The 23,171-nt window shown below is 41.6% G+C and carries 21 protein-coding genes; 9 read left to right on the top strand and 12 right to left on the bottom strand.

What is annotated here, in order from left to right; translation table 11 throughout:
• Window positions 1-41: 41 nt before the first annotated feature.
• The 5 genes from FHS86_RS13635 to FHS86_RS13615 all read left to right on the top strand — a co-directional run bounded on the left by FHS86_RS13635 (window position 42) and on the right by FHS86_RS13615 (window position 2,630).
• On the top strand, window positions 42-989 hold the full coding sequence (locus FHS86_RS13635; protein WP_429414648.1) for an N-acetylornithine carbamoyltransferase: 948 nt from the start codon (window positions 42-44) through the stop codon (window positions 987-989).
• Between the two features lie 48 nt (window positions 990-1,037).
• Window positions 1,038-1,187: a DUF4160 domain-containing protein gene (locus FHS86_RS13630; protein ID WP_429414645.1), complete on the top strand. Its 150-nt coding sequence runs from the start codon at window positions 1,038-1,040 to the stop codon at window positions 1,185-1,187.
• Between the two features lie 67 nt (window positions 1,188-1,254).
• Window positions 1,255-1,509 (top strand): DUF2442 domain-containing protein, encoded by a 255-nt coding sequence (locus tag FHS86_RS13625; protein WP_429414643.1) that lies wholly within the window; start codon window positions 1,255-1,257, stop codon window positions 1,507-1,509.
• A gap of 271 nt (window positions 1,510-1,780) precedes the next feature.
• Window positions 1,781-2,068 carry a helix-turn-helix domain-containing protein gene (locus FHS86_RS13620; RefSeq protein ID WP_429414640.1) on the top strand — a complete coding sequence of 96 codons (288 nt, stop codon included), beginning with the start codon at window positions 1,781-1,783 and terminating at the stop codon, window positions 2,066-2,068.
• Window positions 2,025-2,630 carry a DUF4294 domain-containing protein gene (locus FHS86_RS13615; protein ID WP_429414637.1) on the top strand — a complete coding sequence of 202 codons (606 nt, stop codon included), beginning with the start codon at window positions 2,025-2,027 and terminating at the stop codon, window positions 2,628-2,630. Before FHS86_RS13620 ends, FHS86_RS13615 begins: the two co-directional genes overlap by 44 nt.
• Before the next feature lies 1 nt (window position 2,631).
• Here the strand turns inward: FHS86_RS13615 and FHS86_RS13610 are convergent, their stop codons facing one another.
• Together FHS86_RS13610 and FHS86_RS13605 are read right to left on the bottom strand one after the other, a co-directional pair.
• Window positions 2,632-3,474 (bottom strand): ATPase, encoded by an 843-nt coding sequence (locus FHS86_RS13610; protein ID WP_429414634.1) that lies wholly within the window; start codon window positions 3,472-3,474, stop codon window positions 2,632-2,634.
• Between the two features lie 107 nt (window positions 3,475-3,581).
• Window positions 3,582-4,148 (bottom strand): helix-turn-helix domain-containing protein, encoded by a 567-nt coding sequence (locus FHS86_RS13605; protein WP_429414631.1) that lies wholly within the window; start codon window positions 4,146-4,148, stop codon window positions 3,582-3,584.
• A gap of 852 nt (window positions 4,149-5,000) precedes the next feature.
• On the opposite strand from FHS86_RS13605, the gene FHS86_RS13600 reads away from it, so the two are divergent.
• Entirely contained in the window at window positions 5,001-5,390 is a 390-nt protein-coding gene (locus tag FHS86_RS13600) for an HU family DNA-binding protein (protein ID WP_429414628.1), read from the top strand.
• 365 nt (window positions 5,391-5,755) lie between these two features.
• On the opposite strand, the gene FHS86_RS13595 is transcribed toward FHS86_RS13600, so the two are convergent.
• The 8 genes from FHS86_RS13595 to FHS86_RS13560 form a co-directional block, all read right to left on the bottom strand.
• Window positions 5,756-6,811 (bottom strand): DUF4917 family protein, encoded by a 1,056-nt coding sequence (locus tag FHS86_RS13595; RefSeq protein ID WP_429414625.1) that lies wholly within the window; start codon window positions 6,809-6,811, stop codon window positions 5,756-5,758.
• Window positions 6,812-6,813: 2 nt separating this feature from the next.
• Window positions 6,814-8,046, bottom strand: a complete 1,233-nt coding sequence (locus FHS86_RS13590; RefSeq protein ID WP_429414622.1) for a restriction endonuclease subunit S — start codon at window positions 8,044-8,046, stop codon at window positions 6,814-6,816.
• A 2-nt stretch (window positions 8,047-8,048) separates the two neighbouring features.
• A complete protein-coding gene (locus FHS86_RS13585; RefSeq protein ID WP_429414620.1) occupies window positions 8,049-9,695 on the bottom strand; it encodes a class I SAM-dependent DNA methyltransferase in 1,647 nt (548 codons plus the stop codon).
• Window positions 9,696-9,779: 84 nt separating this feature from the next.
• Complete coding sequence (locus tag FHS86_RS13580) at window positions 9,780-10,172, bottom strand: GxxExxY protein (protein ID WP_429414617.1); 393 nt, start codon at window positions 10,170-10,172, stop codon at window positions 9,780-9,782.
• 49 nt (window positions 10,173-10,221) lie between these two features.
• On the bottom strand, window positions 10,222-13,017 hold the full coding sequence (locus tag FHS86_RS13575) for a type I restriction endonuclease subunit R (protein WP_429414614.1): 2,796 nt from the start codon (window positions 13,015-13,017) through the stop codon (window positions 10,222-10,224).
• 288 nt (window positions 13,018-13,305) lie between these two features.
• Window positions 13,306-15,228: an ORC-CDC6 family AAA ATPase gene (locus FHS86_RS13570; protein ID WP_429414611.1), complete on the bottom strand. Its 1,923-nt coding sequence runs from the start codon at window positions 15,226-15,228 to the stop codon at window positions 13,306-13,308.
• A 703-nt stretch (window positions 15,229-15,931) separates the two neighbouring features.
• Window positions 15,932-16,096 (bottom strand): hypothetical protein, encoded by a 165-nt coding sequence (locus tag FHS86_RS13565; RefSeq protein WP_429414609.1) that lies wholly within the window; start codon window positions 16,094-16,096, stop codon window positions 15,932-15,934.
• Between the two features lie 273 nt (window positions 16,097-16,369).
• Window positions 16,370-16,783 (bottom strand): Fur family transcriptional regulator, encoded by a 414-nt coding sequence (locus FHS86_RS13560; protein WP_429414606.1) that lies wholly within the window; start codon window positions 16,781-16,783, stop codon window positions 16,370-16,372.
• 234 nt (window positions 16,784-17,017) lie between these two features.
• Between FHS86_RS13560 and FHS86_RS13555 the strand changes: the two genes are divergently transcribed.
• The 3 genes from FHS86_RS13555 to FHS86_RS13545 all read left to right on the top strand — a co-directional run bounded on the left by FHS86_RS13555 (window position 17,018) and on the right by FHS86_RS13545 (window position 21,311).
• Entirely contained in the window at window positions 17,018-17,647 is a 630-nt protein-coding gene (locus FHS86_RS13555; protein ID WP_429414603.1) for a peroxiredoxin, read from the top strand.
• Between the two features lie 155 nt (window positions 17,648-17,802).
• Window positions 17,803-20,787 carry a PEP/pyruvate-binding domain-containing protein gene (locus FHS86_RS13550; RefSeq protein ID WP_429414600.1) on the top strand — a complete coding sequence of 995 codons (2,985 nt, stop codon included), beginning with the start codon at window positions 17,803-17,805 and terminating at the stop codon, window positions 20,785-20,787.
• An 8-nt stretch (window positions 20,788-20,795) separates the two neighbouring features.
• A complete protein-coding gene (locus FHS86_RS13545) occupies window positions 20,796-21,311 on the top strand; it encodes a hypothetical protein (RefSeq protein WP_429414597.1) in 516 nt (171 codons plus the stop codon).
• Here FHS86_RS13545 and FHS86_RS13540 read toward each other — a convergent pair.
• Window positions 21,301-21,993, bottom strand: coding sequence for a DUF2490 domain-containing protein (locus tag FHS86_RS13540; protein WP_429414594.1), 693 nt, complete (start codon window positions 21,991-21,993; stop codon window positions 21,301-21,303). The two genes, FHS86_RS13545 and FHS86_RS13540, sit on opposite strands and share 11 nt — an antisense overlap.
• Before the next feature lie 94 nt (window positions 21,994-22,087).
• A complete protein-coding gene (fabD, locus tag FHS86_RS13535; RefSeq protein ID WP_429414592.1) occupies window positions 22,088-22,978 on the bottom strand; it encodes an ACP S-malonyltransferase in 891 nt (296 codons plus the stop codon).
• Window positions 22,979-23,171 lie beyond the last annotated feature (193 nt).

Below are 23,171 nucleotides of genomic sequence, written 5' to 3'. Positions count from 1 at the left end.
ACCAATGACTTTTTCCTATTGACTTTTAAAATTCTTATACCATGAAACATTTCACCTCAGTATTCGATTTACCCAGCCTGGAAGCAGGTTTGAAAGAAGCTTTTTTAGTAAAGGAACGTCCCTACGATTTTCAGCACCTGGGGAAAAATAAAACCATGATTCTGATGTTTTTTAACTCGAGTTTGCGTACCCGTTTGAGTACACAAAAAGCAGCCGAAAATATGGGGATGAAGGTCATGGTGCTTGATGTAAACCAGGGGGCCTGGAAACTGGAGTCGGAAAGGGGTGTGGTAATGGACGGCGACAAGGCCGAACACCTGCTGGAAGCTGTTCCGGTAATTGGTTCCTATGCCGACATTATTGGTGTGCGTTCCTTTGCTCAGTTTGAAAGCAAGGAGGACGACTACAACGAGATCATCCTGAATCAGTTTGTGCAATATGCCGGTGTGCCGGTGGTGAGTATGGAAGCGGCTACCCGTCATCCGCTGCAGAGTTTTGCCGATCATATTACCATCGAAGAATATAAAAAGGTAAAAAGGCCCAAGGTGGTTTTGACCTGGGCTCCCCATCCACGGGCCTTGCCGCAGGCTGTTCCCAACTCCTTTGTTGAATGGATGCGTCAAACCGACTACGAACTGGTGGTGACCCATCCCGAAGGCTATGAGCTGGCACCTGAATTCATGGGCAATGTGAAGGTGGAATACGATCAGATGAAAGCCTTCGAAGGAGCCGATTTCATTTATGCCAAAAACTGGGCTTCGTATACCGATTATGGAAAAATACTTTCGAAGGACATGAACTGGACCGTTTCGGACCGGCAGATGGCGGTGACCAACGAAGCCAAATTTATGCATTGTTTACCGGTTCGGCGAAACATGGTGGTGAGCGACTCGGTGATTGAAAGCCCTAATTCAATTGTGATCCCCGAAGCGGCCAACCGCGTGGTTTCGGCCCAGGCAGTGCTCAAGATGATACTGGAAGACTTGTAGTTTATTGAATATTATTCTTGATCTGGTTTTTCTAACTTTGTATTTGTTATGCCTGAAGTCTTTCGAAAATATGGATTTGTATTTTTCTTTTATTCCAATGAAGGAAGTGAACCAGTGCATATACATGTTAGGAAGGCAGGAGGTTTTGCTAAGTTTTGGATAGAACCTGTAGAGTTGGAATATGCTCAGGGCATGTAGGTTTCTGACTTGAGGATGGCAGAACAGTTAGTTCTTGAAAGTCTTGAATTAATAAAATCGAAGTGGGATGAAGTACACAATAGCTGAGTTAAACCATATTGCAACAAAAGCCTGGTATGAGAAGGATCATATTTGCTTTAAGTTGTCAGACGAAAAAGAAGTGCGTTTTCCAATCTATTTAAATTCAAAATTTAAGAAAGCTAATACTGAGCAATTAAACAATATTGAGATCATTTGTGGTGGCACCGGTTTACATTGGCCTGATTTAGACGAAGACCTGTCTGTAATTGGGATTTTAGAAGGTCGATATGGTAAAATGTAGTTTTCAATTGTGATCTCAGAAGCGGCCAACCGCGTGGTTTCGGCCCAGGCAGTGCTCAAGATGATACTGGAAGACTTGTAGCTTTGAACTTCTTGTTTGATTACATTAAAAGAACTAAAACAGACTCATAACCCTATAGGAAAATTTATGCATTGTTTGCCGGTACGAAGTGTTATGGGAGTGGCCACACTTCAGGTTTATTGAAGATTAATAGATAATATATTATCTATTTTGTGCATAAATGGCTATATTTGGCTAATATTTTATCCAAGTGAATCGATTTAGCACCAATAAACTACCATCCGATGTTATGCACGAAATAGCATCGAGGCATAAACAACTCAGAAAAAAGAAAAAGCTGAGCCAGGCAGAGCTTGCCAAACGGTCGGGTGTTTCGTTGGGCTCTATTAAGCGCTTTGAACAAAGCGGACAAATTTCTTTGGAGTCCTTACTAAAACTTGCCCATCTGCTCGCTTGCCTCAACGATTTTGAAAAGCTGTTTGTTATCGATATCAATGAGGATATTGAAAAACTTTTCAGTAATACAAGCAGGAAATGAAAACAATCGCATGCGCTACCTGACCATCACCTTTTTGCTGTTTTTGTGGGCCAATATAATTTTGGCCCAGCAGGAAGCCGATTCGGCCATGATCAACCTGTTGATCGACGAGGTGGTGGTGATTGAACCCTTTCCTTTTGAAAGCGAAAAGCAACGGGAACAATACCGGCAAATGGAAGAGGACCTCCACAAGGTATATCCGCTGGTTCTGATTGTGAAAAAGGAATACGAGAAGGTAAACCGTGAATTGCCAATGTATAAGGGCGATGAGAAAGAAGCTTTTTTGAAATGGTATGAAAATGAGACCAAGAAAAAATACCTTCACCATCTTTCAGACATCAATTCGCGTCAGGGGCGGCTCTTCTTAAAATTGATTACCCGTGAACTGAATGTAACTCCCTACGATTTGATCAAAGAATACCGGAACGGATTCAGGGCCGGGCTATGGCAGATCGCCGCCCACCTTCATTTTACCAACCTTAAAGCCGATTACAATCCGGAAGAAAACCCCATGCTGGAGCACATTCTGCTAAAAATTGAACCGGTTTACAAGCAGCAATAATTTAAAGCAAATGCTGATGATAAAGGGCCAGATCGTCAATCGGTGCCTTTACCATTTTGTTGATGCTGAGCTGATGTTCCTTACAAAGCGCTTCGAGCAGATCGGCATGGCACATGGCAATCGATCCGCAAAAACTTAGCGGGTAATTCCGGTAATTGGGATAACGCAGCAGGTTGCTGTTAAAAAAGGCTTTGAACTGTTCATTTACCAGCGAAAGACAATAGGGGTGCCCGATGTGTTCTTCGGCAAAGGGAGCAAAACCGGCTAAAAAGCGGTTGGGCATCTGGCCCTGGTAAACCCTTTCAAGTACGTATGGAGTATCGATGTCGTATTTTTGGGCAAAGCTGCTGCGTAATTCTTCGGGCATCAGCAGGCGCAGATAGTCGGCAAGTAGTTTTTTGCCAATGGAAACACCACCTCCTTCGTCGCCCAGAATGTAGCCCAGCGAGGGAATTTTCGCCTGAATCTGCTTCCCGTCCCAAATGCATGAATTGGAGCCGGTACCCAAAAGTGCAATCATGCCGGGTTCATGACCGGCCAGGCCCAGACAGGCTGCTTTCAGATCGGTATCAATATGTATCCTTTCACAGGCTACCACCGCTTCGAGAGCCGAACGGATTTTACCTGCATTCACCGGCGATGAACAACCCGCTCCGTAATAGTAAACATCGTCGAAGATAATTTGGTCGGTTTCGGAAACAATGGGATGAATCAGATTGATGATTTCATTGGTCGACAGCAATACCGGGTTAATACCCGGCGTATTGACCAGTGAAACAATTTCCTGCTCCGACACCATGCACCACTGCGTCTTGGTCGATCCGCTTTCAGCTATTAATATCATCTTTCGTGTTTAAATTTTTAATGAAGATAGTATTTTTCCGGAAGCAACTTTAGCATTTAAAATTCGATTTTCTAGTTTGTCATTTTTCTTTTGTGTCTTTGAACGCACTAAATCAAATCGAGGGGCTGGTGGCCCGGCTTTCGCATTTTTCTGAATTCGGAAGGCGTCATGCCGGTCTCTTTTTTAAACTGGGCCGACAGGTGGGCTGCGCTGCTGTAGTTCATCCTAAAGGCAATCTCCGACAGCGTGAGCTGGTTGTAAAATAGCAGTTCCTTTACTTTTTCGATGCGCTGTTTCACCAGGTAGCGCTCAATGGTAATGCCTTCGACCGACGAAAACAATTTGCTGAGTGCACTGTAGTCGTGATGCAGCTGCCCGGAAAGCAGGGTCGAAAAGTTGATATGGAGCCGCTCGTCGTGATGATGCACCTGATCGATAATGATGCTTTTTATTTTACTGATCAAAACGGCGTTGTGGTCTTTTAACAGTTCAAAGCCCCTTGTTTTTAGTTCCTGTTCAATGGTGCGAAGCTGTTGCTCATCCAGCTTATCAAGCGTTTCAACTTCACCCAGTTTGACATAGCGAACAGGAATTTGCTCCTGCATGAACAACTGCTCTACGGTGGCAATGCAGCGCGGGCAAACCATGTTTTTGATTGGAAGCTTCTGTGACATCACTCTTTGTTTTGGTATACAATGATACAAAGCTTTTCTGTGAATTTTGTTCATTGAAGACACAAGACCTAAGACAAAAGACACAGGATACAAAGCAACAGCTGAAAGGGCGTGAGTAAAAGTAGACTCAACACAGCTGCTTTTTAACAGCTTGCCACGTCTAATTGTAAACGGTTCTTACAGAGGGCTTCTTATGTATCTATGAACTCATGCACTCAAAAATTAACCGCTATAGCAAATGCATCGAAGCAATAGAAAGTAATTGGAAGCGATGGAAAACAGTTGTTAACCTTTAAGAGAGCTTATAAAATAATGAACTTATGCACACAGAAACTCAGACACTCGACGAAAACCACAATAGAAACAATAGAACACAACAGGAGGTGGGGTGATGGAAGAATGCCACCTCTTCCGTGACTGGGGAATGATCCTGAATCAATTTCTAATTATTTTTGATGAACGATTTGAACTATATTAATAAACCGGGTTTACACAATTAGCGGGAGACGGTCTTTATTTCAGACATTAGCCACTGCGTATCACTTACAAACCGGGGGCGAATTCTGTTTACTCAATAAAAACGTCCATTCACTCAATATTTCCGGCCATTCACTCAATTTTTTTTCAAAAGCGCCTGAAAGCAGTTAACTTTTAATTGTTTTTGATGCTGACTGTTATGCACTTATGAAGGCAGCAGCAAATCCGGATAAATAAAAAGAAAGAATTAGAAATGATAAGATAAGAAAGCAAAAGCCTCTCAAATTAGCTGTAAGCGGACCTTGTGCCATCGATTCTGTATGATTCGGAAGCAATGCCGCTTTCAGGTTTTTAATCTTAAATTTCTATAATTGTATGTCTATAGATTTCAAAATTGTTGAAAAAGCTCAGCCCGGCATAGCCGGTGGTGGCGAGAAAAAGTTCTATGCGCATGTTGTTAATGGTAAAGAAGCTACCATTGACGAACTGGTTGCTGACATAGAAAAGTTCAGTGCGTTGTCTGAGTCTGATATTCGGGGCGTCATCATTGCCCTGGAAAATGTGATCCAGACAAAATTGTCCCAAAGCCGGATTGTAAGGCTTGAAAAATTGGGAAGTCTGTACCCGTCTCTTAGTAGTCGGGGTGAGGAGTCGGCCGATAAAGTATCTGCTGCTTCTATTAAAAGTGTAAGTGTGAACTACAGGCCGGGTAAGCGCATTCTTCATGCGCTTGAACAGGCCGGATTTAACAAAATCAGCTCTTAGATGAATATCAAGCTTGGTTTTACCCAAAACCTAGCTTGGTTTCACCTAAAACCTAGCTTGGTTTCACTCAAAACCTAGCTAGGTTTCACTCAATATCAAGCTTGGTTTTGACCAAAAGCAAGCTTGGTTTTTACGGAAGAGGCTTTTGCTCTTAAAAAATCGATTTTCCTGTTCATCGAAAACTCCCGAATTGGAAGTTGTAGCAAAACGGATCCCGATTTTCGGGATCCGTTTTGCGGAATGAGTCGCAGATAAATTACTGCGGCAACTGCTCCACTTAATTACCAGGCTACCATTTAAATGGCACGGAGATCTGAATCAGGCGTTTGGGATTATTCTGCATGTTGTGGGGCGCGAGGATTGACTTATCCCCATACATTTGCAGTTTTAGCATCAAAATATCGGACATAGCATTTAAACTTACTTTCTATTGATTTTAAGTGTTTCAAATCTGAATCAGAATAAACACCAATGTAAATGCTGTTTAATATGTGCCATTTACCATCTTTATCTTTCTTCTTTTTTGCAGCTTTATTGATAGCAGCAATAATATGTTCGTCATATGCGCCGAAACCAAAACCGAAACAAATCAATGTACCTTCAATGTTTGAAAGCGTGTCGTAGCAATATGATAAATATCGATTATGGCGAATGTGACTTAGCTTTTCTTCTCCGTTTCCCGCAGTTACAAAAATCGGATATTCCTTGCGTTCCATTCTTTCTTTCACATTCTCAAGCAACACATGTTCACTATTGTATTCTTCTTTAATTACATAAATTCCTGTGTCGAATAAATGAAGTGCTCCATGAATATAGAAAATGGATTGTGAGTCACTATTTTTACCCCAACGCAATTCAGACCAATCTCTTTCTTCGGGTTCAATCCATTCATCAGTATCATCTGTTTCACGCCCGAAACCATCGCCCATGCGGTCAAGTTGATTTCTCATTAAAACCCAATAGAGTAATAAATCATAATTGGTTGTAAAGATGTAACCGTCTTTTGATAGAAATTCATTCAGGAAAATTGCACATGCTTTACTTTTTTCTTCAGGAATTTCAAAAACATGCTCCGGATGAAGTTCTTTGATAGCTTCAATCAGACTTTCTTTAAGGGTTTCTGTAGCTTTCCGAATATTAGCAACAACTTTTTTATCTGCTTCAAAAACTTCTGCTATTTGAGCCACATTGTCGAGTTGCTCCATCAATAATTCAAAGTTGCTTGTTTTGATTATCTGAAAAAGCTTTTGAAGTATGTCATTATCCAAGTTTTCAAGAAACTCGCTTAATGCATTATATGAAAAAATGCCTGAATCATATGACATACTGAATCCATTACCAAGCAATAAATGTTTCTGCCGTCCTTTCTTATTCAAAGACTCTATTACTTGTTGGTATGTCATTAATGCTTCACTTGCCATTTCTATACGCCGTATTTAGTTTCCGGCTCCGCAGCCATTAACAAACCCTCATCTTTCAAACTCAACTCGCCTTTAAAAGCCTTTTGGCTTAAACTACCATACAGGTTTTCCAACTCCTGCAAGCTTTGTTGGTATTGGGTTTTGAGGGCTTCGGTTTTTTCAACGATTTGAACGAATTTGGTTTGAAGTTCGAGAGGGGGAACAGGAACGTTCACTTTCCGAAGTTTTTCCATTGAAATATTGAGCATTGAACCACTTGTTCCAGTTGCTCCTTTAGTCAACTCCATTTTGAAGGAAGGATGTTTAAAAAGAAAATGAATAAATGATTTCTGTAATTTGTTTTCGTCCAATACAATATTCCAAAGTTTGTCTGGCAGAAATAATTTTGGATAATCTTTGTCAACTATACAAGTGGCTCCAACCAGTTCCTTTGTGTTAGCTCTGCTAAATAACAAATCTCCTTTTTGGGGAGAAATAATTTCTCCACGCAAATTACTTTTTTTTACAACTTTAAATTCCTTCGAATTAAATATTCCCCATGTAACTGCACTAACTTTTAATACTCCATATTCATCATCGTTTAGCTCTTCTTTTTGCTCTCCACCATAGCTTGAACCAGCTATTATTCTAAGAATATAATTTCCAAAATTGTTTTTTGTCCAACTTTTTTCATTCCTTACCGGGTCACCAAACATCTCCAAAAACACCGATTTTAAATATTCATCAAGCAGGCGGATGCTTTCTTTGCGCTGGGCTATCAGGCGCTCGGCTTTGGTGAGGATGTTGGCGATGTGGAGTTGAGTTTCTTTTTTTGGCACATAAAGCGGATAATCAATAATATCAGTTTTATTGAATCCAGCCTGAGCGGCACGACCACCAATATTCTTTATAAAATTCTGAAACCTTGGATTTATTAGAAAATGATAAAGATATTTTCTGTCAAGCCTTTCATCATCTGGAACTGTTTTAATAATTGCAACATTATATGCACCGCTAAGACCAGTTAATATTTTACCTACTGAAGCTCCATATCTCCCAATTAAAATATCGTCAGAATTACACTTTTTTAGAGTGGCCTTATCTTTTACATATCCAATAAACTCCTCTTTTGGCTGTGTAAAATCTCTTATTTGAAGCATCCTTATATAACCATCAAGTTTTATGGCAGACCACTCTTTTTTTGGTGGTTGTGTACCTCCTTGAAAATCGCAAACTGAACCTAATTTTTCCAACATAATTAAACTATCCTTTTAAGTTCTGCTAAGCCCTTATTAATATCACTTTCGATACTTTCCAGTTTGCCTATAATCACATCAGGCTTTTCGTACACCACTTCTTCGTACACTTCCTCTTTGTATTTGCTGAAACTCAGGTCGTAGCCATAAGCTTCAATTTCGGCTTTGGGAACGAAGAAGTGTTTTCCCTTTCTGTCTGAATCAGAATTTGCAGAATTTCTGGATTTTCTGAATTGCTTTACAATATCCTGTAAATCGCTGTTGGCAATTTTGTTGCGTTTATCGTCGAGGCTATAACCATCGTTTTCCATGCCATAAAACCAAACATTGTTGGTTTCTCCGCCTTTGGTAAATAGTAAAATGGCGGTGGCTACTCCTGCATAAGGTTTAAACACTCCGCTTGGCATAGCAATAACGGCTTTTAGTTCGGCTTTTTCAATAAGTGTTTGACGCAAAGTTTTAAAGGCTTTGCCGCTACCAAACAAAACGCCTTGTGGCACAATTACAGCAGCCGTACCTCCCATTTTCAACATGTGGAAAATACGCTCCACAAACAACAACTCCGTTTTGGTGGTGGGTAGTTGCAGTGTTTCGTTTATGTCGCCTTTGTCTATATTGCCTGTAAATGGCGGATTGGCCATAATGACATCGTACTGGCTGTTTTCGTTAAAACTTTTGCTAAGGGTGTCTTTGTAGTCAATCAAGGGTTCATCAATGCCGTGCATCATCAGGTTCATCATGCCCAAACGAACCATGGTAGTATCGATGTCGTAACCCGAAAAGCTTTGGTCGAGTATCAGTTTTACTTCTTGCGTGAGTATGGCACTAATGGCAGCACGTTCAAAACCATCTTCGTCGGTTACCAGTTTCGAAGCATCTTTTTTACGCACCAAATCGCTTAAAATGTATTGGTAAGCACCTAATAAGAAACCACCCGTACCACAAGCAGGGTCGGCAATGCGTTGTCCTAATTGCGGTGCAACCAGTTCAGCCATTAATTTAATGATGTGCCTTGGTGTACGGAACTGTCCGTTTTTGCCTGCTTGTGCAATTTCGCCCAACAGCATTTCGTATACATCGCCCTGAATGTCCTGAAAAGATTGTCCGCCTTCAGTGGCATCGCATTCAATTTCAGTAAAAATATCTTCAATCAGCTGAATAGCCGAAACCAACAAACTGGCTTTAGGCATTATAAAAACCGCATTTTCCATGTGGCGGGTAAAACTGTCTGAATCAGAATTTACAGGATTAACAAAATTTTCAGGATTTACTTTGCTCTGGTTTTCTATTTTATTATTTACAATTCCGGTAATTCTTTCATTCTGAAAATCCTGCTTCTGACGATTTAAGTTTTTCATAAACGGAAATACACGGGTTTGCACATGCATCAGCATTTCATCGGCTGGTTTATGCTTAAACACACTCCAACGCAATTCGCTTTTGTCGATTTTTTGGTTGCTGCCTGGCAAGGTATAAGTGCCAGCAAAACGAGAATTATAGGTTTCACCTGTAAAGTCGGCATCACGCTCGCGTTTGGCTTCCAAATCGTCCAAACGTTTCATGAAAATTAAATAGGTCATTTGCTCAATGGCCGTTAGGGGATTGGCAATTCCGCCCTCCCAAAAGTTTTGCCAGAGCTTGGCTATCAATGATTTTAATGTGCTGTTATTTTGGAGCATATTGTCTGAATCTGAATTTACTGAATTAAAGAATTTACAAAATTTTTAAAATTATTACACTGAATTTGGTTTGGGGTGATATTTAGGATTAAATATCAATTTATATTGTAAGCTTTGGCTGCCGAAATTAATTAAAAGGCCAAGAGGAAAATCATAAGCAACCGTGTAGTTTTTTGCCTGAGCCAGATGAACATCTTCCAAATTGACCAATGCCTTTAATTCAACGACCACTTTATCTTCAACAATAAAGTCAGCACGTCGTGTACCAACATGAATGCCCTCGTAGAAAACGGTTTGTTCCTGCTCTCTTTGAAAGTCGATACCGGCTCTTTTTAGTTCTATAGCCAGACAACGTTGATAAATCACCTCCTGAAAACCTGGCCCCATGGTATTGTGAACTTTCATTGCACAGCCTATAATTTTATATGTCAATTCATCTTTTTCCATTTTTCTATTCTGAAAATTCACAAATTCTGTTCATCCTGATTCAGACAATTTAGGCTGCTAATACTTTGTTCGTTAATTCAATAATTTCTTCAATCTCTCTGGCATTAAAAATGCCTCTTACGCCTTCGGGATGAATCATGGTAAACGGCGATTCAATCAGGTTGCGTTTGGTGATTTCACCTTTTTCCAATACATAATTCTTCAATAAGTCTAAAAACTGTAACTGGCGGCTTGTTAAATAGCTGTGTTGATTCACAAACTGGTCAAATGCTTTGCTTACGGTTTCGGCAAAAGTTTCCAGTATTTCAATGCCCAAAATATGTTTGATAAATTGAGCCAATTGTGCTTTACGATGGTTGTAAACCCTGCGGAGTAAATCAATGGTAATATGCGGATGCTCGTTGTGCAGGTCTTCCGCCAGTTGTTCAGTTTCTTCGGGTGTTAATTCCAAGCCTTGTTTTAGTTTTTGCAGCATCGGACTTGAAGAAACCAGTTCGTTAATTTTTTGCTCCACCAGTTCACGGTATTTTGCCACGCTCAAGGCTTCGTGTTGCGGGCCAAACTCCACAAATTCCTTTTCCGAAACAATATCTTTCAGGTTATATTTTGCAGGCGGAAGCGTAATCACTGCTTCACGAAACTTCATTAATGGAGAGATTTTTTCAATCAATTCGTCAAACTTGCTTTCATTTATGGTTGCCCAATAATGATTGGTTTGCGCTTTTTTAATCAGTTCCTCTTCTCTGGCTACAATATTAACACTCAAAGGCAATTCGCCAATTTTTTCTACAATGCTTTCGCGAATGGTTTCGTATTTAGATTCATCCTTTTGCAGATGAGCCAACGATACTTCCACAATATCCTTTTCAAATCGCATGGCTTTAAAATCGGAATCGGAAACCGTGCGGAACAATGGTTTTACAACCGATTCCAAAAACTCAATTTTATCGGCAGTCAAATTGTTCCAGAAATTATCATCCTCTAATCGTTGCAAATCATTCTGAGCATCAATAATCACCACCGAGTTTTTAGGCAGCGTTTTTATTTGCTTTTGAAGTTTTGTAATCTCTTTTGATGCAATCTCCGTTTCATTTTGATTTTGCGCTTCGTCAACTTTACTCAGCCGTGCACCAAACAAACGAACAGGTAAAGGAATCTGCTGTTTTGGCTCTTTTCCTTTCGGATGGAGTTTGAAATATTCGAAATTGTCCCAACAATCCAGAATAAGGAACATATCTTTTTCGGTACACCACGGTTTCATTTTGGCAGGTTCGAGCAAACGTGTTCCTCGTCCAATCATTTGCCAAAATTTGGTGTAACTGTAAACAGGTTTTGCAAAAACAAGATTTACTAATTCCCGAACATCAATACCTGTATCGAGCATATCCACACTGATAGCCACACGAGGCATGTCGTTTTTGGTAAACTGGTCGAGCAAGCCGCCTTTACCATAAACACGAGGGTCGTCGCTTACCAATACTTTTGCCAGTTCGCCACAGTATTCGGGATAAAGTGAATCGAAGATTTCTTCAATCCGCCGTGCATGGGCTTTACTGATACAAAAGAAGATTGTTTTGCCGGGCAAAACACCGTTGGCATCTTTGATGCATTCTTCCATGAACTCTCGCACAATCAATGCGTTTGTTCCCCGATTGATTACCTTTTTTTCAATATCGGTGCCTTCGTAATTGATTTCCTCAATTTCTTTCCCTTCAACAATCAATTTTTGTTGGTCTTCGAGCGTAATCGTCCTTTTATTTATGCCTTCGTCCTGAAACTTGGTTTTAATTTTCATTACCTGAAAATTGCACAAGTAAGGTGGAATATGATTTACGGCTTCCTCGTATGAATATGCAAAAGTGGGTACACCATCTTCGCATTCAAACAAATCGAAGGTATTGTGGTCAATTACATCGGTTGGCGTAGCTGTTAAACCCAATGTAATGGTATTGAAATAGTCTAAAACTTCCTGATACGTATTGTAAATACTTCGATGGCTTTCATCAATCACAATCAAGTCGAAGAAATGGGGCGAAAGGCTTTTTTTCTCATCCCTGATTACGTTTAACATAGTCGGGTAAGTGGAAACATAAATACGCCTGTCGGTGGCTATTTCCTTTTCACTCTGTTTTGGCCATCGCGGTTCGTTAGGCAAATGTTCTTTAAAAGCTTCCAATGCCTGGTCACGCAGTGCTATTCTATCCACAAGGAACAAAATGCGCTCAGCCCATCCGGCACGCATTAAAGCATCTACAAAAGCAATACAGGTTCTTGTTTTTCCTGTTCCGGTTGCCATTACCAACAAAAACTTTCGTTTCCGTTTTTCAATGGCTTCCATTACCATACGGATAGCATTTATTTGATACACCCGTCCTGCAATTTTAGTATTTACTAATTCGCCAGCTAATGCCTTTCTTGATTTGCGAATGTATAAGTATCGTTCTAAATCATCACGGGTCGGAAATCCATATACTTTTTTGGGCGGATAGTTTTCCAAATCCCAAAAGTAAATATCATGTCCGTTGGTATAAAAACAAAAAGGGAGTTCTCCTCCCTGAGCCTTTACAATGTTATAGCAATATTGCTTTGCCTGTTCGCGTCCAATAGCAGCGTCAACAGAAGTCTTTTTGGCTTCAACAACTGCCAGGGGTTTGCCATCTTTTCCGAGCAAAACATAATCGCTGAATTGGTGTCCGGCATAAGGAGTAGGAGCTTCCTGAACCAGGTTTTGGTCAACAATGATGTCAAATTCTTCAATTACTTGTGAACGATCACTAACATTCCATCCGGCTAGTTTTAGCCGGATGTCAATAATTTCTTTTCTTGTTAGTTTTTCGTTTTTCATTTATCAAAAGATTCAAAAATACAATTTAAGCTTCACTATAGCACCGTGTGTGTCGTTAAAATTACTCAGCTGCAATATATACTCGAGGGTATTTCTGCAAAAGAGCGGGGCGGGCTATGAATTCTGCACTGTGTCTATCCGGGGAGCTACATCTTGGCATTTTCAAGCAAGCCAGTTATTTTGACCAGGAATGAGATGATTATAAATCCACTATTTGAAAGGCGTGGATCATATACGCACCAGGCGCTTGCCATCATTCTGTGTGTTTCGAGGAGCAGGTTTAGAATTTTATTCATTATTGTAATAGAAATTTCTCCCATTTTTTTGGCCGATACAGATATGACCATTTTTAGCCAAAACTCTTGTCCCCCAAATTGCTACTTTTTGTACTGTGCAGCCAACCGAATCTGCTATTTCCCTCGCAGTTGTTTCTTCTTCTTTTGTCAATTGTGAAATAAGTCCAAGAATTTTTATTTCTACTTCTGCATAGTTGCCTTCAGTTGTCGGCATATCTTGATGGACAATTTCAATTAGTTTTTCATCATCATCAAAACATCTTTTTACTTTAAATTTAACGACTTCATCTTCTGCATAAATCTTTTCACATTTAGGACATCGGTAACTTTTGGATTTTGTCTGGAGGAAATATGGGTCAAATTCTGAGAGAACAGAATCGTACACAAATCTAATTGGAGTATAATCATCTTTTTTGTCAGCATATTTGATGCTAAGCTCAGCACAAATGTCAAAATCAATTGAATATAAATTGTAGTTTCCTCCGTGTTTTGATGAGATATTTTCAGATAGGAAATGTATCAAGAAATTCTCACATAAAACATTTAAATATTCTTTTCTAAGCGGATCAATCATTAGATGACTAGCTGCTCTGTCTGGGAATTTGCTTTTTTCTGCAAGAGCTTTCTTAAGGATGGCATTCCACATATCCATGTAGAATCCAAAAACAAGTTTACGTTTTACACTTCCAATAAACTGTTTTTGATATGTTTTTCTTGCACTGCTTATTCCATAATTTATTTCAGTCAATCCAATTCGACTATCATTCTGTGTTGATTGAGCCTGAATAAAAGCATTTTGTAGAATCATCCCAATTGTTCTTGAAACTCCAATAGTTTCTCTAGTAATCCTATAATAAGCTTCTGATAAGTTGCCTTTAAATACTTCATACACGCTGAGCTCAGGGCAAAATATTTCAATTCTTTTTTCGATTAGAATTTGAACAAATTCCTGCATTTTGTTCATTGCAGCAACTGCTCCCCCAAATCTTTCCACATATTCATTAAAATCCAAAGGTATTGGGAAAATATCTCTACCCAAAATAATTTTGTCTCCGAAATCAAATCTATCCGTAATTACCCCTACTTTGAAGAACATACCCATTCTTGAACCAAGGAATGATTTTAAGAGCGAACTAAATTTTAATTGGGATGATTTATTCAAATCAGAAAACTCATCAATAAATACGAAAATAGAATCAATTTTTGCTTTTCTCTTGATATCATTTATTTTATTTAGAAAATCTTGAACGTTTAATCCACGTAACTGAGAAAAACTTTTTTCTTCTTCAACCTCTGCTGTATCAAATAAATTAGCTTCAATTGATGCGTCTGTGAAAGATGCTTTTGCGCTAACCGATGCCTGAGCTGATTCTTTGCTTCTTTCTTTTACTAATACACTTCTTTGATTGAATAATTTAACTCCTTCTACCAATACCTTCTCAATATAATCTAAGTCACTTAATGCAGGATTTTCCTTTTTAAATATCAATAGAAAAGATTCATCAAACATTAAAGCGAGTTGTCTCTTGAGAGCTTCGATTATTTGTCGAATAAAGTGAACTTCAACCAGATTTAAATCGTTGTCTGAATCGAAGAGGTCATTGCAAGTACTGAGGTCAATAAATATTGGAAGTATTTTGGTATCTCCTAGGACACTAGTTTTATCTTTTAGTTTTGGGGCAATTGTTTTTAAGCATTCATAATATGCTCTCAGTAAATTTGTAGTTTTCCCAGTGCCTCGCCTTCCTGATATATAGTTATCTTGTTTTTGCAGTATACCTTGTAAAATACCGAAATAGTCAATGTAATAGCTTTCAAGATTGTCGAGTTCTTCCAATTTGTCAAGAGTAATATAATCAGCTCTTAATATTGAATCAAAAGCATCTCTCAATTTTTGTTTTTGTCTTTTATCCATTTTGTTAAGATTTGTTCATCGGTTTTAAATTTACTCTGTTTATATTGCTAATCTTGTGTTCTTTTTTATTTTCACCACAGTCTTGTCAATAGATAGCATTTCGCGAAGCATTCAATTCAAAGTAGTGGATTTTTCATGAAGCCGGGCCAGGTGGTATCTGCTCTTCTATTTACTGCATGCATCAGTTTTTGCTTTGTTGTTTTCTTCCTTCCAACACATTGCGTCTTCACCACTTCTAAGTAAAGGAATTTTATAGACATTTAAAAAAATATTATGTAAATGGTCGGATTTATTGAGTGAATGGTTTGATTTGATGAGTAAAGGGTGGAGGATGGAGTATGAGAAAAGGAGTAGTATTGTGCCGGAACGAATGGCGAGCCTGAAAAGATGTCTGTCAGCATTCAAGACGCTGACAGGCTTGCAGTGAATTTGCTGATGGTGCTTGAAGACAAAGTAATTCACTTGTTTAAGCCCTGTATTTGTACTGCTGTGTGTTTAAGTTTGCAGAGAAGCAAGCCCGTGCTTCCATTCTGCGAAGCGTTACCGGTAAAAGTTAAAGAGGACAGGGCTGCGGTAGGGTGCACGGAGTGGCTAAGGCCATACTGCAAAAAAGAAGCTGGGATGATACGATCCAAAATATTCAAGGGGCCATGCTAAAAGCCAGGGTTCAATTATTTATGCGCACAGGCTGGTACGGTGCAGCTTATTCATTCCCCCAGCGCTTGCTGATGCTTAGCATGGCGCCCCAGCGCGTTGGGTATAGCTGGCCGTAATCGGCAGCCAGTGCAGCCGAAATCTCAAAGGGCAGGCGGGGACTGTTGGCCTTGAGTCGCTCGGACTGGGAAGCTGCTTGCTTGGCGGAGTACATCCGTTGATTCAAAATGGAAGAAAGGCGCGAAGGTTCAGATCAGCGTATGGGATTAGGTATCGCAGTAGGGAAGGTCTGTTTGTGATATTTGGTTATCCCTCGCTCGAATACCGAAAGGGAATCAAACGAACGTTTGCTTCCGTCAGCACAGTCAATTAATTGGCAACATGCCTGCGGTACAAAAGCCGGTCATTTACTTAATGGCTGCTGTGGCCAGGACTTCAGTGCCTGTTCCGGACAAAGCTTCAACAGCTGTGAAATCCTGAATATCCTTCAATTGCTTTTGTTCGGATTACAAACCTTGCAATAGCCTTTCATGTAAATCTGCATTTCGTCGATGGTGAAACCGTCGGGCCGGTTCAGTCTGAAATCACCGGCAGTAAGGCTGATGTCGAAGAGCTGGCCGCAGCCTTTGCATTTCATGTGCCCGTGTACCGAGGTGTCGGCATCGTAGCGCGCTTCATGATCTTCGATATTCACCACCACAGCGACCCCTTTCAATACAAACAGTTTCAGGGTGTTGTACACCGTGGTCTTCGACAGGGTGGGGATGTGCGGTGCCAGTGCGGTGTAGATGGTGTCGGCCGTCGGGTGGTTGCGGCTGGTATACAGGTACTCGTAAATTTTAAGCCGCTGTAAGGAAGGCCGGATGCCATTGCTGTTAAGGTATTCACTAAAATGCTTCATAAAAAATAATTGATTTGATTACAAATATAGAGAAAGTTTTGATTTTATCCCTTTAGGGTGACTTAATGTTATTTTAACATTACTAAGATTCAGGAATTCAGCATTAAATAGGTGTTCTGTGCTTTTAACAATAAAAAAACAGGCAAAGTCTTGCAGGTCTCACACGGCTTGAGTTAATTTGTAATCATTACAAAAATGAAACAAATCCGTAATTAGAATCTTAAAATAGTTGATATGAGTTTAGTAGGAAAAAAAGCACCGGTATTCAATGCAAAGGCAGTAATCAATGGGAACGACATTGTAGAAAACTTTTCGCTGGAGCAATTCAAAGGTGAAAAATATGTAGTGTTTTATTTTTATCCCATGGATTTCACTTTTGTGTGTCCCACCGAGATCATTGCTTTTCAAAACCGCATAGAGGAATTTGAAAAGCGGGGAGTGGCCCTTGTAGGCTGTTCGGTCGATTCGGAATATTCGCACTGGGCTTGGCTGAATACCGATAAAAACAAAGGGGGCATTAAGGGCGTGAAATATCCGCTGGTAGCCGATTTGTCGAAAACCATCGCCATGAATTATGGAGTACTGGCAGGTAATTATGAATACAATGAAAACGACGAAGCTGAATTTAAGGGCGATCCGGTGGCCTACCGTGGATTGTTCCTGATCGACAAAGAAGGTGTTGTACGTCACCAGCTGGTAAACGACATGCCTTTAGGTCGCAGCGTTGATGAAGTTTTGCGCATGGTGGATGCACTGAAGCATTTTGAGGAACATGGTGAAGTATGTCCGGCCAACTGGAAAGAAGGCGAGCAGGCAATGAATGCAACAGCTGAGGGAGTTGCCACTTACCTGTCGAAGAATTAAGGCATTTAACCCAAAAAACTGATTTACATTATATTTTCGACTTTATTAAGTCAGGCGTGAAGCCGGTATGCGAAATACCGGCTTTTTTTGTGCTTTTGCTCAGCTTTTAGCCGGCTTATTTTATTAATTTCGTCCAACACCAACTATTGAGTTCTATGATTGACATTAAAAATGTATCGCTTGCTTCGATCTACGAAAAACGGAAAAGCGACCGTGATATTTTTCAGGAGCTGATGCCTACCAAGGTCAAGGAAATTCTGCTGATTGCTACCAAGTACGATGCTTATTCGATTGTGCGCGAAGGTCAGTTTTCCGACAAGATATTTGGTGAATACCTGCAGCTGAATCTTTATTCGGCTCCCCGTTTTACCAGTGTGAACACCTATGCCGAGGCCATCGATGTGCTCGACAAGAAACATTTCGACATGGTGATTATCATGGCTGGTGTCGACCGGGAGGCGCCGGTGAGTGTGGCGCGCGAAATCAACAGCATCAAGCCCCGCTTGCCTATTCTTTTGCTGGTGAATAACAATTACGATCTGGCTTACTTTACCAAAACGGCCGAACCGCTTCACTTTATCGACCGGGTATTTGTGTGGAATGGGAATACCACCATCTTTCTGGCCATGATCAAATACATTGAAGACAAGAAAAATGTATGGCGCGATGTGAATGTGGGCAGTGTACGCATCATTTTGCTGGTTGAAGACTCGGTGAAGTATTATTCACGCTACCTGCCACTGCTGTATACCCATGTGATGCTGCAAACCCAGAATCTGGTTTCGGACGACTCGACCGACGAGCTGCACATGATTCTGAAAATGAGGGCACGGCCTAAAATTCTGTTGGTTAGTAACTACGAGGAAGCCATTGCCATCGTTAACAAGTACAAGGACAACCTCTTGTGTGTCATCAGCGATGTGAAGTTTTCGCGCAACGGGATCGACGACATTGATGCCGGAATTGAATTGCTGAAATACGTTAAACAGACCATTCAGTTTGAAATTCCGCTCCTGCTGCAGTCGCACGATGTAAGCAATGAGGAAAGGGCCGCTACGGTGGGGGCCGATTTCATCAATAAGAATTCCGACAGTCTTTCAAAAGACATTCAACGTTATATATTCAGGCGGCTGGGCTTTGGAAACTTTGAATTTTTAATGCCCGACGGACGCAAAGTGGCCGAGGCCCATTCCCTGCACGAGTTTCAGGAACTGATGAAAAAAGTGCCCATTGAATCGATTTTGTATCATGCTTCCCGCAATGAATTTTCGAAATGGCTCATGGCCCGGGGGGAGATTAACATGGCCGAACAGCTCATGGTGAAACAGGCCGATGAATTTGAGCACAAAAAGGATGTGCGTGATTTTATTCTAAAGGTATTCGAAAATGTGAAGATGCAACAGTTGAGGGGGCGCATTGTCAACTTTGACCCCAGCCTGGTAAAAGGCAACCGTTATCTGATCAGACTTAGCAAAGGATCGCTGGGAGGCAAGGGGCGTGGACTGGCGTTTATTTCCAACTTCATCGAAAACATCGATTTCAAGAAAATTATCCCCAATATCAACATTCGGATGCCCGCCACTGCCATCATCGGAGCCCTCGAATTTGATGCCTTTATCGAGGCCAACGATCTGTACAATAAGATTATTGTTCAGCACAACTACGACAATATTAATGAGCTTTTTCTGAAGGGAAAAATAAGTGAAGCACTCAACGAACGGCTGTTTCTATACCTGGTGAATATGAAAAAGCCACTGGCCGTTCGATCGTCGGGTTTGTTCGAGGATTCGCTGCTACAACCTTTTGCAGGGGTGTACAGCACTTTTTTATTGCCCAACAATCATCCCAATATCAATGTACGGCACCAGCAGTTGCGCGAGGCCATTAAGCTGGTGTATGCATCAACCTTTGCCCATACGGCCCGTTCGTATTTTAATGCCGTGAATTACAAGGTGGAAGAGGAAAAAATGGCCGTCATTATTCAGGAAGTGGTGGGGCATGAGTACAATCAGAAGTATTATCCGCACATTAGTGGAATTGCCCAGTCGTACAATTATTATCCGGTGGCCTACATGGAGCCGTCGGATGGATTCTCGGTGGCAGGAGTAGGACTGGGGATGTATGTGGTTGGTGGGGAGAAATCGTTCCGTTTTTGTCCGCGTTATCCCAAAATTAATCCTGCCTCGGTGAACGATCTGATGCGTGATACCCAGGTGGAATTTTATGCCATCGACATGACCAGGAGCGAGTTTGATCTCGATAGTGAAGGAGAAATGGCAACCATCAAAAAATTTCCCATTCGGGAGGCCGAGAAGGACGGAACCATTACCCACCTGGTGTCAACTTATGATTTCGAAAACGACATGCTGTTACCGGGTACTCAAAAACTGGGGCCCCGCGTGATCGATTTTGCCAATGTGTTGAAATACGATCATATACCATTGGCCGATTCGCTTCATCTGTTATTAAGCATTTTCAAGGAAGCCATGGGGGCACCTGTTGAACTGGAATATTCGGTCGATCTGGATAAATCGGACGAGAACGGACAACCCACCCTTTACCTGCTGCAAATCAAGCCCCTGATCAGAAAAGAAGATCTGGTGCTGGTTGACATTGATGAGGCAGACAGAAGCAACACCCTGATGTATGCCACCCGGGGCATGGGCAATGGAAAGCTGGATCATATCCGCGATTTGATTTACGTTGATATTGCCAGTTTCGACCGGACCAGAACGCGTGAAATGGCCAGGGAGCTTGGACGCTTGAATGACCTGATGGTTGAAGAAAAAAAGGAATATATACTGATTGGTCCGGGGCGCTGGGGTACACTCGATCCTTTTACCGGCATTCCGGTAGTGTGGTCGCAGATATCGAATGCCCGGGTCATTGTGGAACTGGGGCTCGAGGATTTCCCGATCGACGCCTCGCTCGGGTCACATTTTTTTCACAATGTCACTTCGATGAACGTGGGCTACTTTTCGGTGCCTTACAATTCGGGAGAGTCGTTTGTCAATACCGATATGCTGAAGGTGTTGCCCGTAGTGCGGCGCACCAACTATATCAAGCACGTACGTTTTTCGGGTCCGCTTGAAATACTGATGGATGGAAGAGCGAGAAAAATAATGATACGTCAGAAATAATGTTGAATATGAAGAGAATAATAATAATCCTGATCATTCCATTCTTTACCCAATGTGCACAGTTGTACTTTAGTACTCCGCAACCGGCAAAGGGGATGGCCATTAAGCATTTCGAAAAGGACTTGCAGGGATACTATTCCGATTCACTGATGTCGGTGACAATAATGAATGACTATCTTGTAGTGGACGCCGATACCTTTGTTTTGAATTCTAAAACACCCGGAGAAGGAGAGGTGTTGGTGAAGTATTACAACGATTTCTATTTTGCCAACTTTCGCGATTCGCTCTATTTCTCCGTTTTTATGGGAAAATTCTATGAGGGCAAACTGGCTGTGTACATGTTGAATGCCGATGAACGTTCAATAGAAGTGCTGCGTCGTTTCATGGATGTTGAGGTGCTCGACCAGGAAAAGGAATACTACCTGGCAGATCCTTCAAAAAAGGAATTTCAGCAGCTTATTGAAAATGAGCTGTTCGATGTGGTGAGCGTTTTGCAACGATCAGCACTGCCTGCTAAAAAGTAAACGACAATCCAAGTCCTGCCAGTTGATAGTACGACCATTGCTCGTTGGCTTTGCTGTAATGACGTCCGAAATAAAAATCGAAGGCGAGCGGGCTGTTGTTGTGAATACTGCATCCGGCAAATACCCGTGCCATGTGAAAAGCCTGGCTGTTAAGAAGAACAAAACTTTCTTCTGCCAGGTAGGGACTGAGTTTTAAGGTCCCGGCCTTTAAGGAAGATCCTATTGTTAGTTTATTGTAGTAGCGCATGTTGTTGCTGCTGTTTTGCAGCCACCGATAGCTTAAGCGCATACTACAGCGCGCATAAAGTTTTCCTTTTGTTCCCTTGTATGAAAGATAGACCATGAGCCTTTGCTCTTCGTTCCAGTTTGTTGCCTTTTTACTAAACAGGTTGCGGTAGCCAATGGCTGTACTGAGCCACGGGTTCAGCGATCGGCCGGCAACCATTTCATAGTAGCTTAAATCAATGGCCTGCAGCTGCGTGCTGATGTGGTTTTTGTTGGCAAAGCTGAGGGTCCATTTTTCTGTCAGCGATCCTTTCACACTGTTGGTATTCCAGATGTGAAAATCGCCGGTATTTTCAGCAGCACTTAGTGTGCCCGACAGGAACAAGAGCAGTAAGCTGCCTGTAAGCTGGAATTTTCTCCCTTTATTTGCTTGTTGATAACGAAAGAAAAACATCATGACGGTTTTCTTTTTGAGACTGCCTGTGTACAAAAGCGAAGGAGTATTCCGGCCTGAAATAGGGCGGAATACTCCTGTTTGTATGCTTGTTTTCTTATTCGGGCAACTGATCGTAGCCATTACAAACGGCATCGCGATGAATTTTCTTTACCAGTCCCTGTAATACTTTTCCCGGTCCTACTTCGGTAAAGGAGCTGGCTCCGGCAGCGCTCATGTTTTCGATGGTTTGTGTCCAGCGTACCGGGCCGGTGAGCTGGGCAATCAGGTTTTGCCTGATGGCCGACGGGTCGGTATTGGGCTGCGCATTCACATTCTGGAATACCGGGCATATGGGCTCATTGAAAGTGGTTGCTGCAATGGCTGCAGCCAGTTCTTCGCGTGCCGGTTCCATCAGGGGTGAGTGAAATGCACCGCCAACAGGCAGAAGAAGGGCGCGTTTTGCTCCTTTTTCCTTCAGCAGTTCGCAGGCAGTATTTACCGCGTCGACGGCACCCGAAATGACCAGCTGGCCGGGACAGTTGTAATTGGCTGCCACCACAATGCCGCTTACCTCGTTGCAAACCGATTCAACCGTGTCGTCGTCGAGACCCACAATGGCAGCCATGGTCGACTCCTGCATTTCGCAGGCCTTTTGCATGGCTTGCGCTCTTTTTGAAACCAGCAACAGACCGTCTTCAAAACTGAGTGCTCCGGCAGCTACCAGTGCCGAAAACTCGCCCAGCGAGTGGCCGGCTACCATTTGAGGTTCAAAAATCTTACCCAGTGATTTTGCAAGTATAACCGAATGGAGAAAAATAGCCGGCTGGGTCACCCTGGTTTGTTTTAATTCATCGGCGCTTCCTTTAAACATCACTTCCGTGATGTCGAAACCCAAAAGCTGATTGGCCCGATCGAAAAGTTCACGACCGATGGCAGTACGTTCGTACAAATCGTTACCCATTCCCGGATATTGTGCTCCCTGACCTGGAAAAATAAATGCCTTCATTTTTATTCTTTTTTTTGATTTAATGGTTTCTACTACTATGTGGCCTTGGTGAACGAAAGTTCATTCGTAATTACAAGTTTTTGTTTGATGCGCAAAAGTAAAATTTTTGAGACAATGCGCCGACCATCAAAGTAAAAACTCTGCAATTGAAGCAGTTTGTGCGGAATGTTCGAACAGGTGGTTGATTATTTTG

This window comes from Roseimarinus sediminis (assembly GCF_050433125.1).
Classification (GTDB): domain Bacteria; phylum Bacteroidota; class Bacteroidia; order Bacteroidales; family Prolixibacteraceae; genus Roseimarinus; species Roseimarinus sediminis.
This window is presented reverse-complemented; position numbering and strand designations above follow the sequence as displayed.

What these genes read in the sequence shown, in the direction of transcription:
- FHS86_RS13590 (WP_429414622.1), bottom strand. Translation starts at nt 8,046, where the DNA reads ATGTTGGAAAAATTAGGTTCAGTTTGCGATTTTCAAGGAGGTACACAA.
- FHS86_RS13630 (WP_429414645.1), top strand. Translation starts at nt 1,038, where the DNA reads ATGCCTGAAGTCTTTCGAAAATATGGATTTGTATTTTTCTTTTATTCC.
- FHS86_RS13575 (WP_429414614.1), bottom strand. Translation starts at nt 13,017, where the DNA reads ATGAAAAACGAAAAACTAACAAGAAAAGAAATTATTGACATCCGGCTA.
- FHS86_RS13610 (WP_429414634.1), bottom strand. Translation starts at nt 3,474, where the DNA reads ATGATATTAATAGCTGAAAGCGGATCGACCAAGACGCAGTGGTGCATG.
- FHS86_RS13540 (WP_429414594.1), bottom strand. Translation starts at nt 21,993, where the DNA reads ATGATGTTTTTCTTTCGTTATCAACAAGCAAATAAAGGGAGAAAATTC.
- FHS86_RS13560 (WP_429414606.1), bottom strand. Translation starts at nt 16,783, where the DNA reads ATGAAGCATTTTAGTGAATACCTTAACAGCAATGGCATCCGGCCTTCC.
- FHS86_RS13570 (WP_429414611.1), bottom strand. Translation starts at nt 15,228, where the DNA reads ATGGATAAAAGACAAAAACAAAAATTGAGAGATGCTTTTGATTCAATA.
- FHS86_RS13565 (WP_429414609.1), bottom strand. Translation starts at nt 16,096, where the DNA reads ATGTACTCCGCCAAGCAAGCAGCTTCCCAGTCCGAGCGACTCAAGGCC.
- FHS86_RS13555 (WP_429414603.1), top strand. Translation starts at nt 17,018, where the DNA reads ATGAGTTTAGTAGGAAAAAAAGCACCGGTATTCAATGCAAAGGCAGTA.
- FHS86_RS13580 (WP_429414617.1), bottom strand. Translation starts at nt 10,172, where the DNA reads ATGGAAAAAGATGAATTGACATATAAAATTATAGGCTGTGCAATGAAA.
- FHS86_RS13600 (WP_429414628.1), top strand. Translation starts at nt 5,001, where the DNA reads ATGTCTATAGATTTCAAAATTGTTGAAAAAGCTCAGCCCGGCATAGCC.
- FHS86_RS13635 (WP_429414648.1), top strand. Translation starts at nt 42, where the DNA reads ATGAAACATTTCACCTCAGTATTCGATTTACCCAGCCTGGAAGCAGGT.
- FHS86_RS13550 (WP_429414600.1), top strand. Translation starts at nt 17,803, where the DNA reads ATGATTGACATTAAAAATGTATCGCTTGCTTCGATCTACGAAAAACGG.
- FHS86_RS13605 (WP_429414631.1), bottom strand. Translation starts at nt 4,148, where the DNA reads ATGTCACAGAAGCTTCCAATCAAAAACATGGTTTGCCCGCGCTGCATT.
- fabD (WP_429414592.1), bottom strand. Translation starts at nt 22,978, where the DNA reads ATGAAGGCATTTATTTTTCCAGGTCAGGGAGCACAATATCCGGGAATG.
- FHS86_RS13615 (WP_429414637.1), top strand. Translation starts at nt 2,025, where the DNA reads ATGAGGATATTGAAAAACTTTTCAGTAATACAAGCAGGAAATGAAAAC.
- FHS86_RS13595 (WP_429414625.1), bottom strand. Translation starts at nt 6,811, where the DNA reads ATGGCAAGTGAAGCATTAATGACATACCAACAAGTAATAGAGTCTTTG.
- FHS86_RS13625 (WP_429414643.1), top strand. Translation starts at nt 1,255, where the DNA reads ATGAAGTACACAATAGCTGAGTTAAACCATATTGCAACAAAAGCCTGG.
- FHS86_RS13545 (WP_429414597.1), top strand. Translation starts at nt 20,796, where the DNA reads ATGAAGAGAATAATAATAATCCTGATCATTCCATTCTTTACCCAATGT.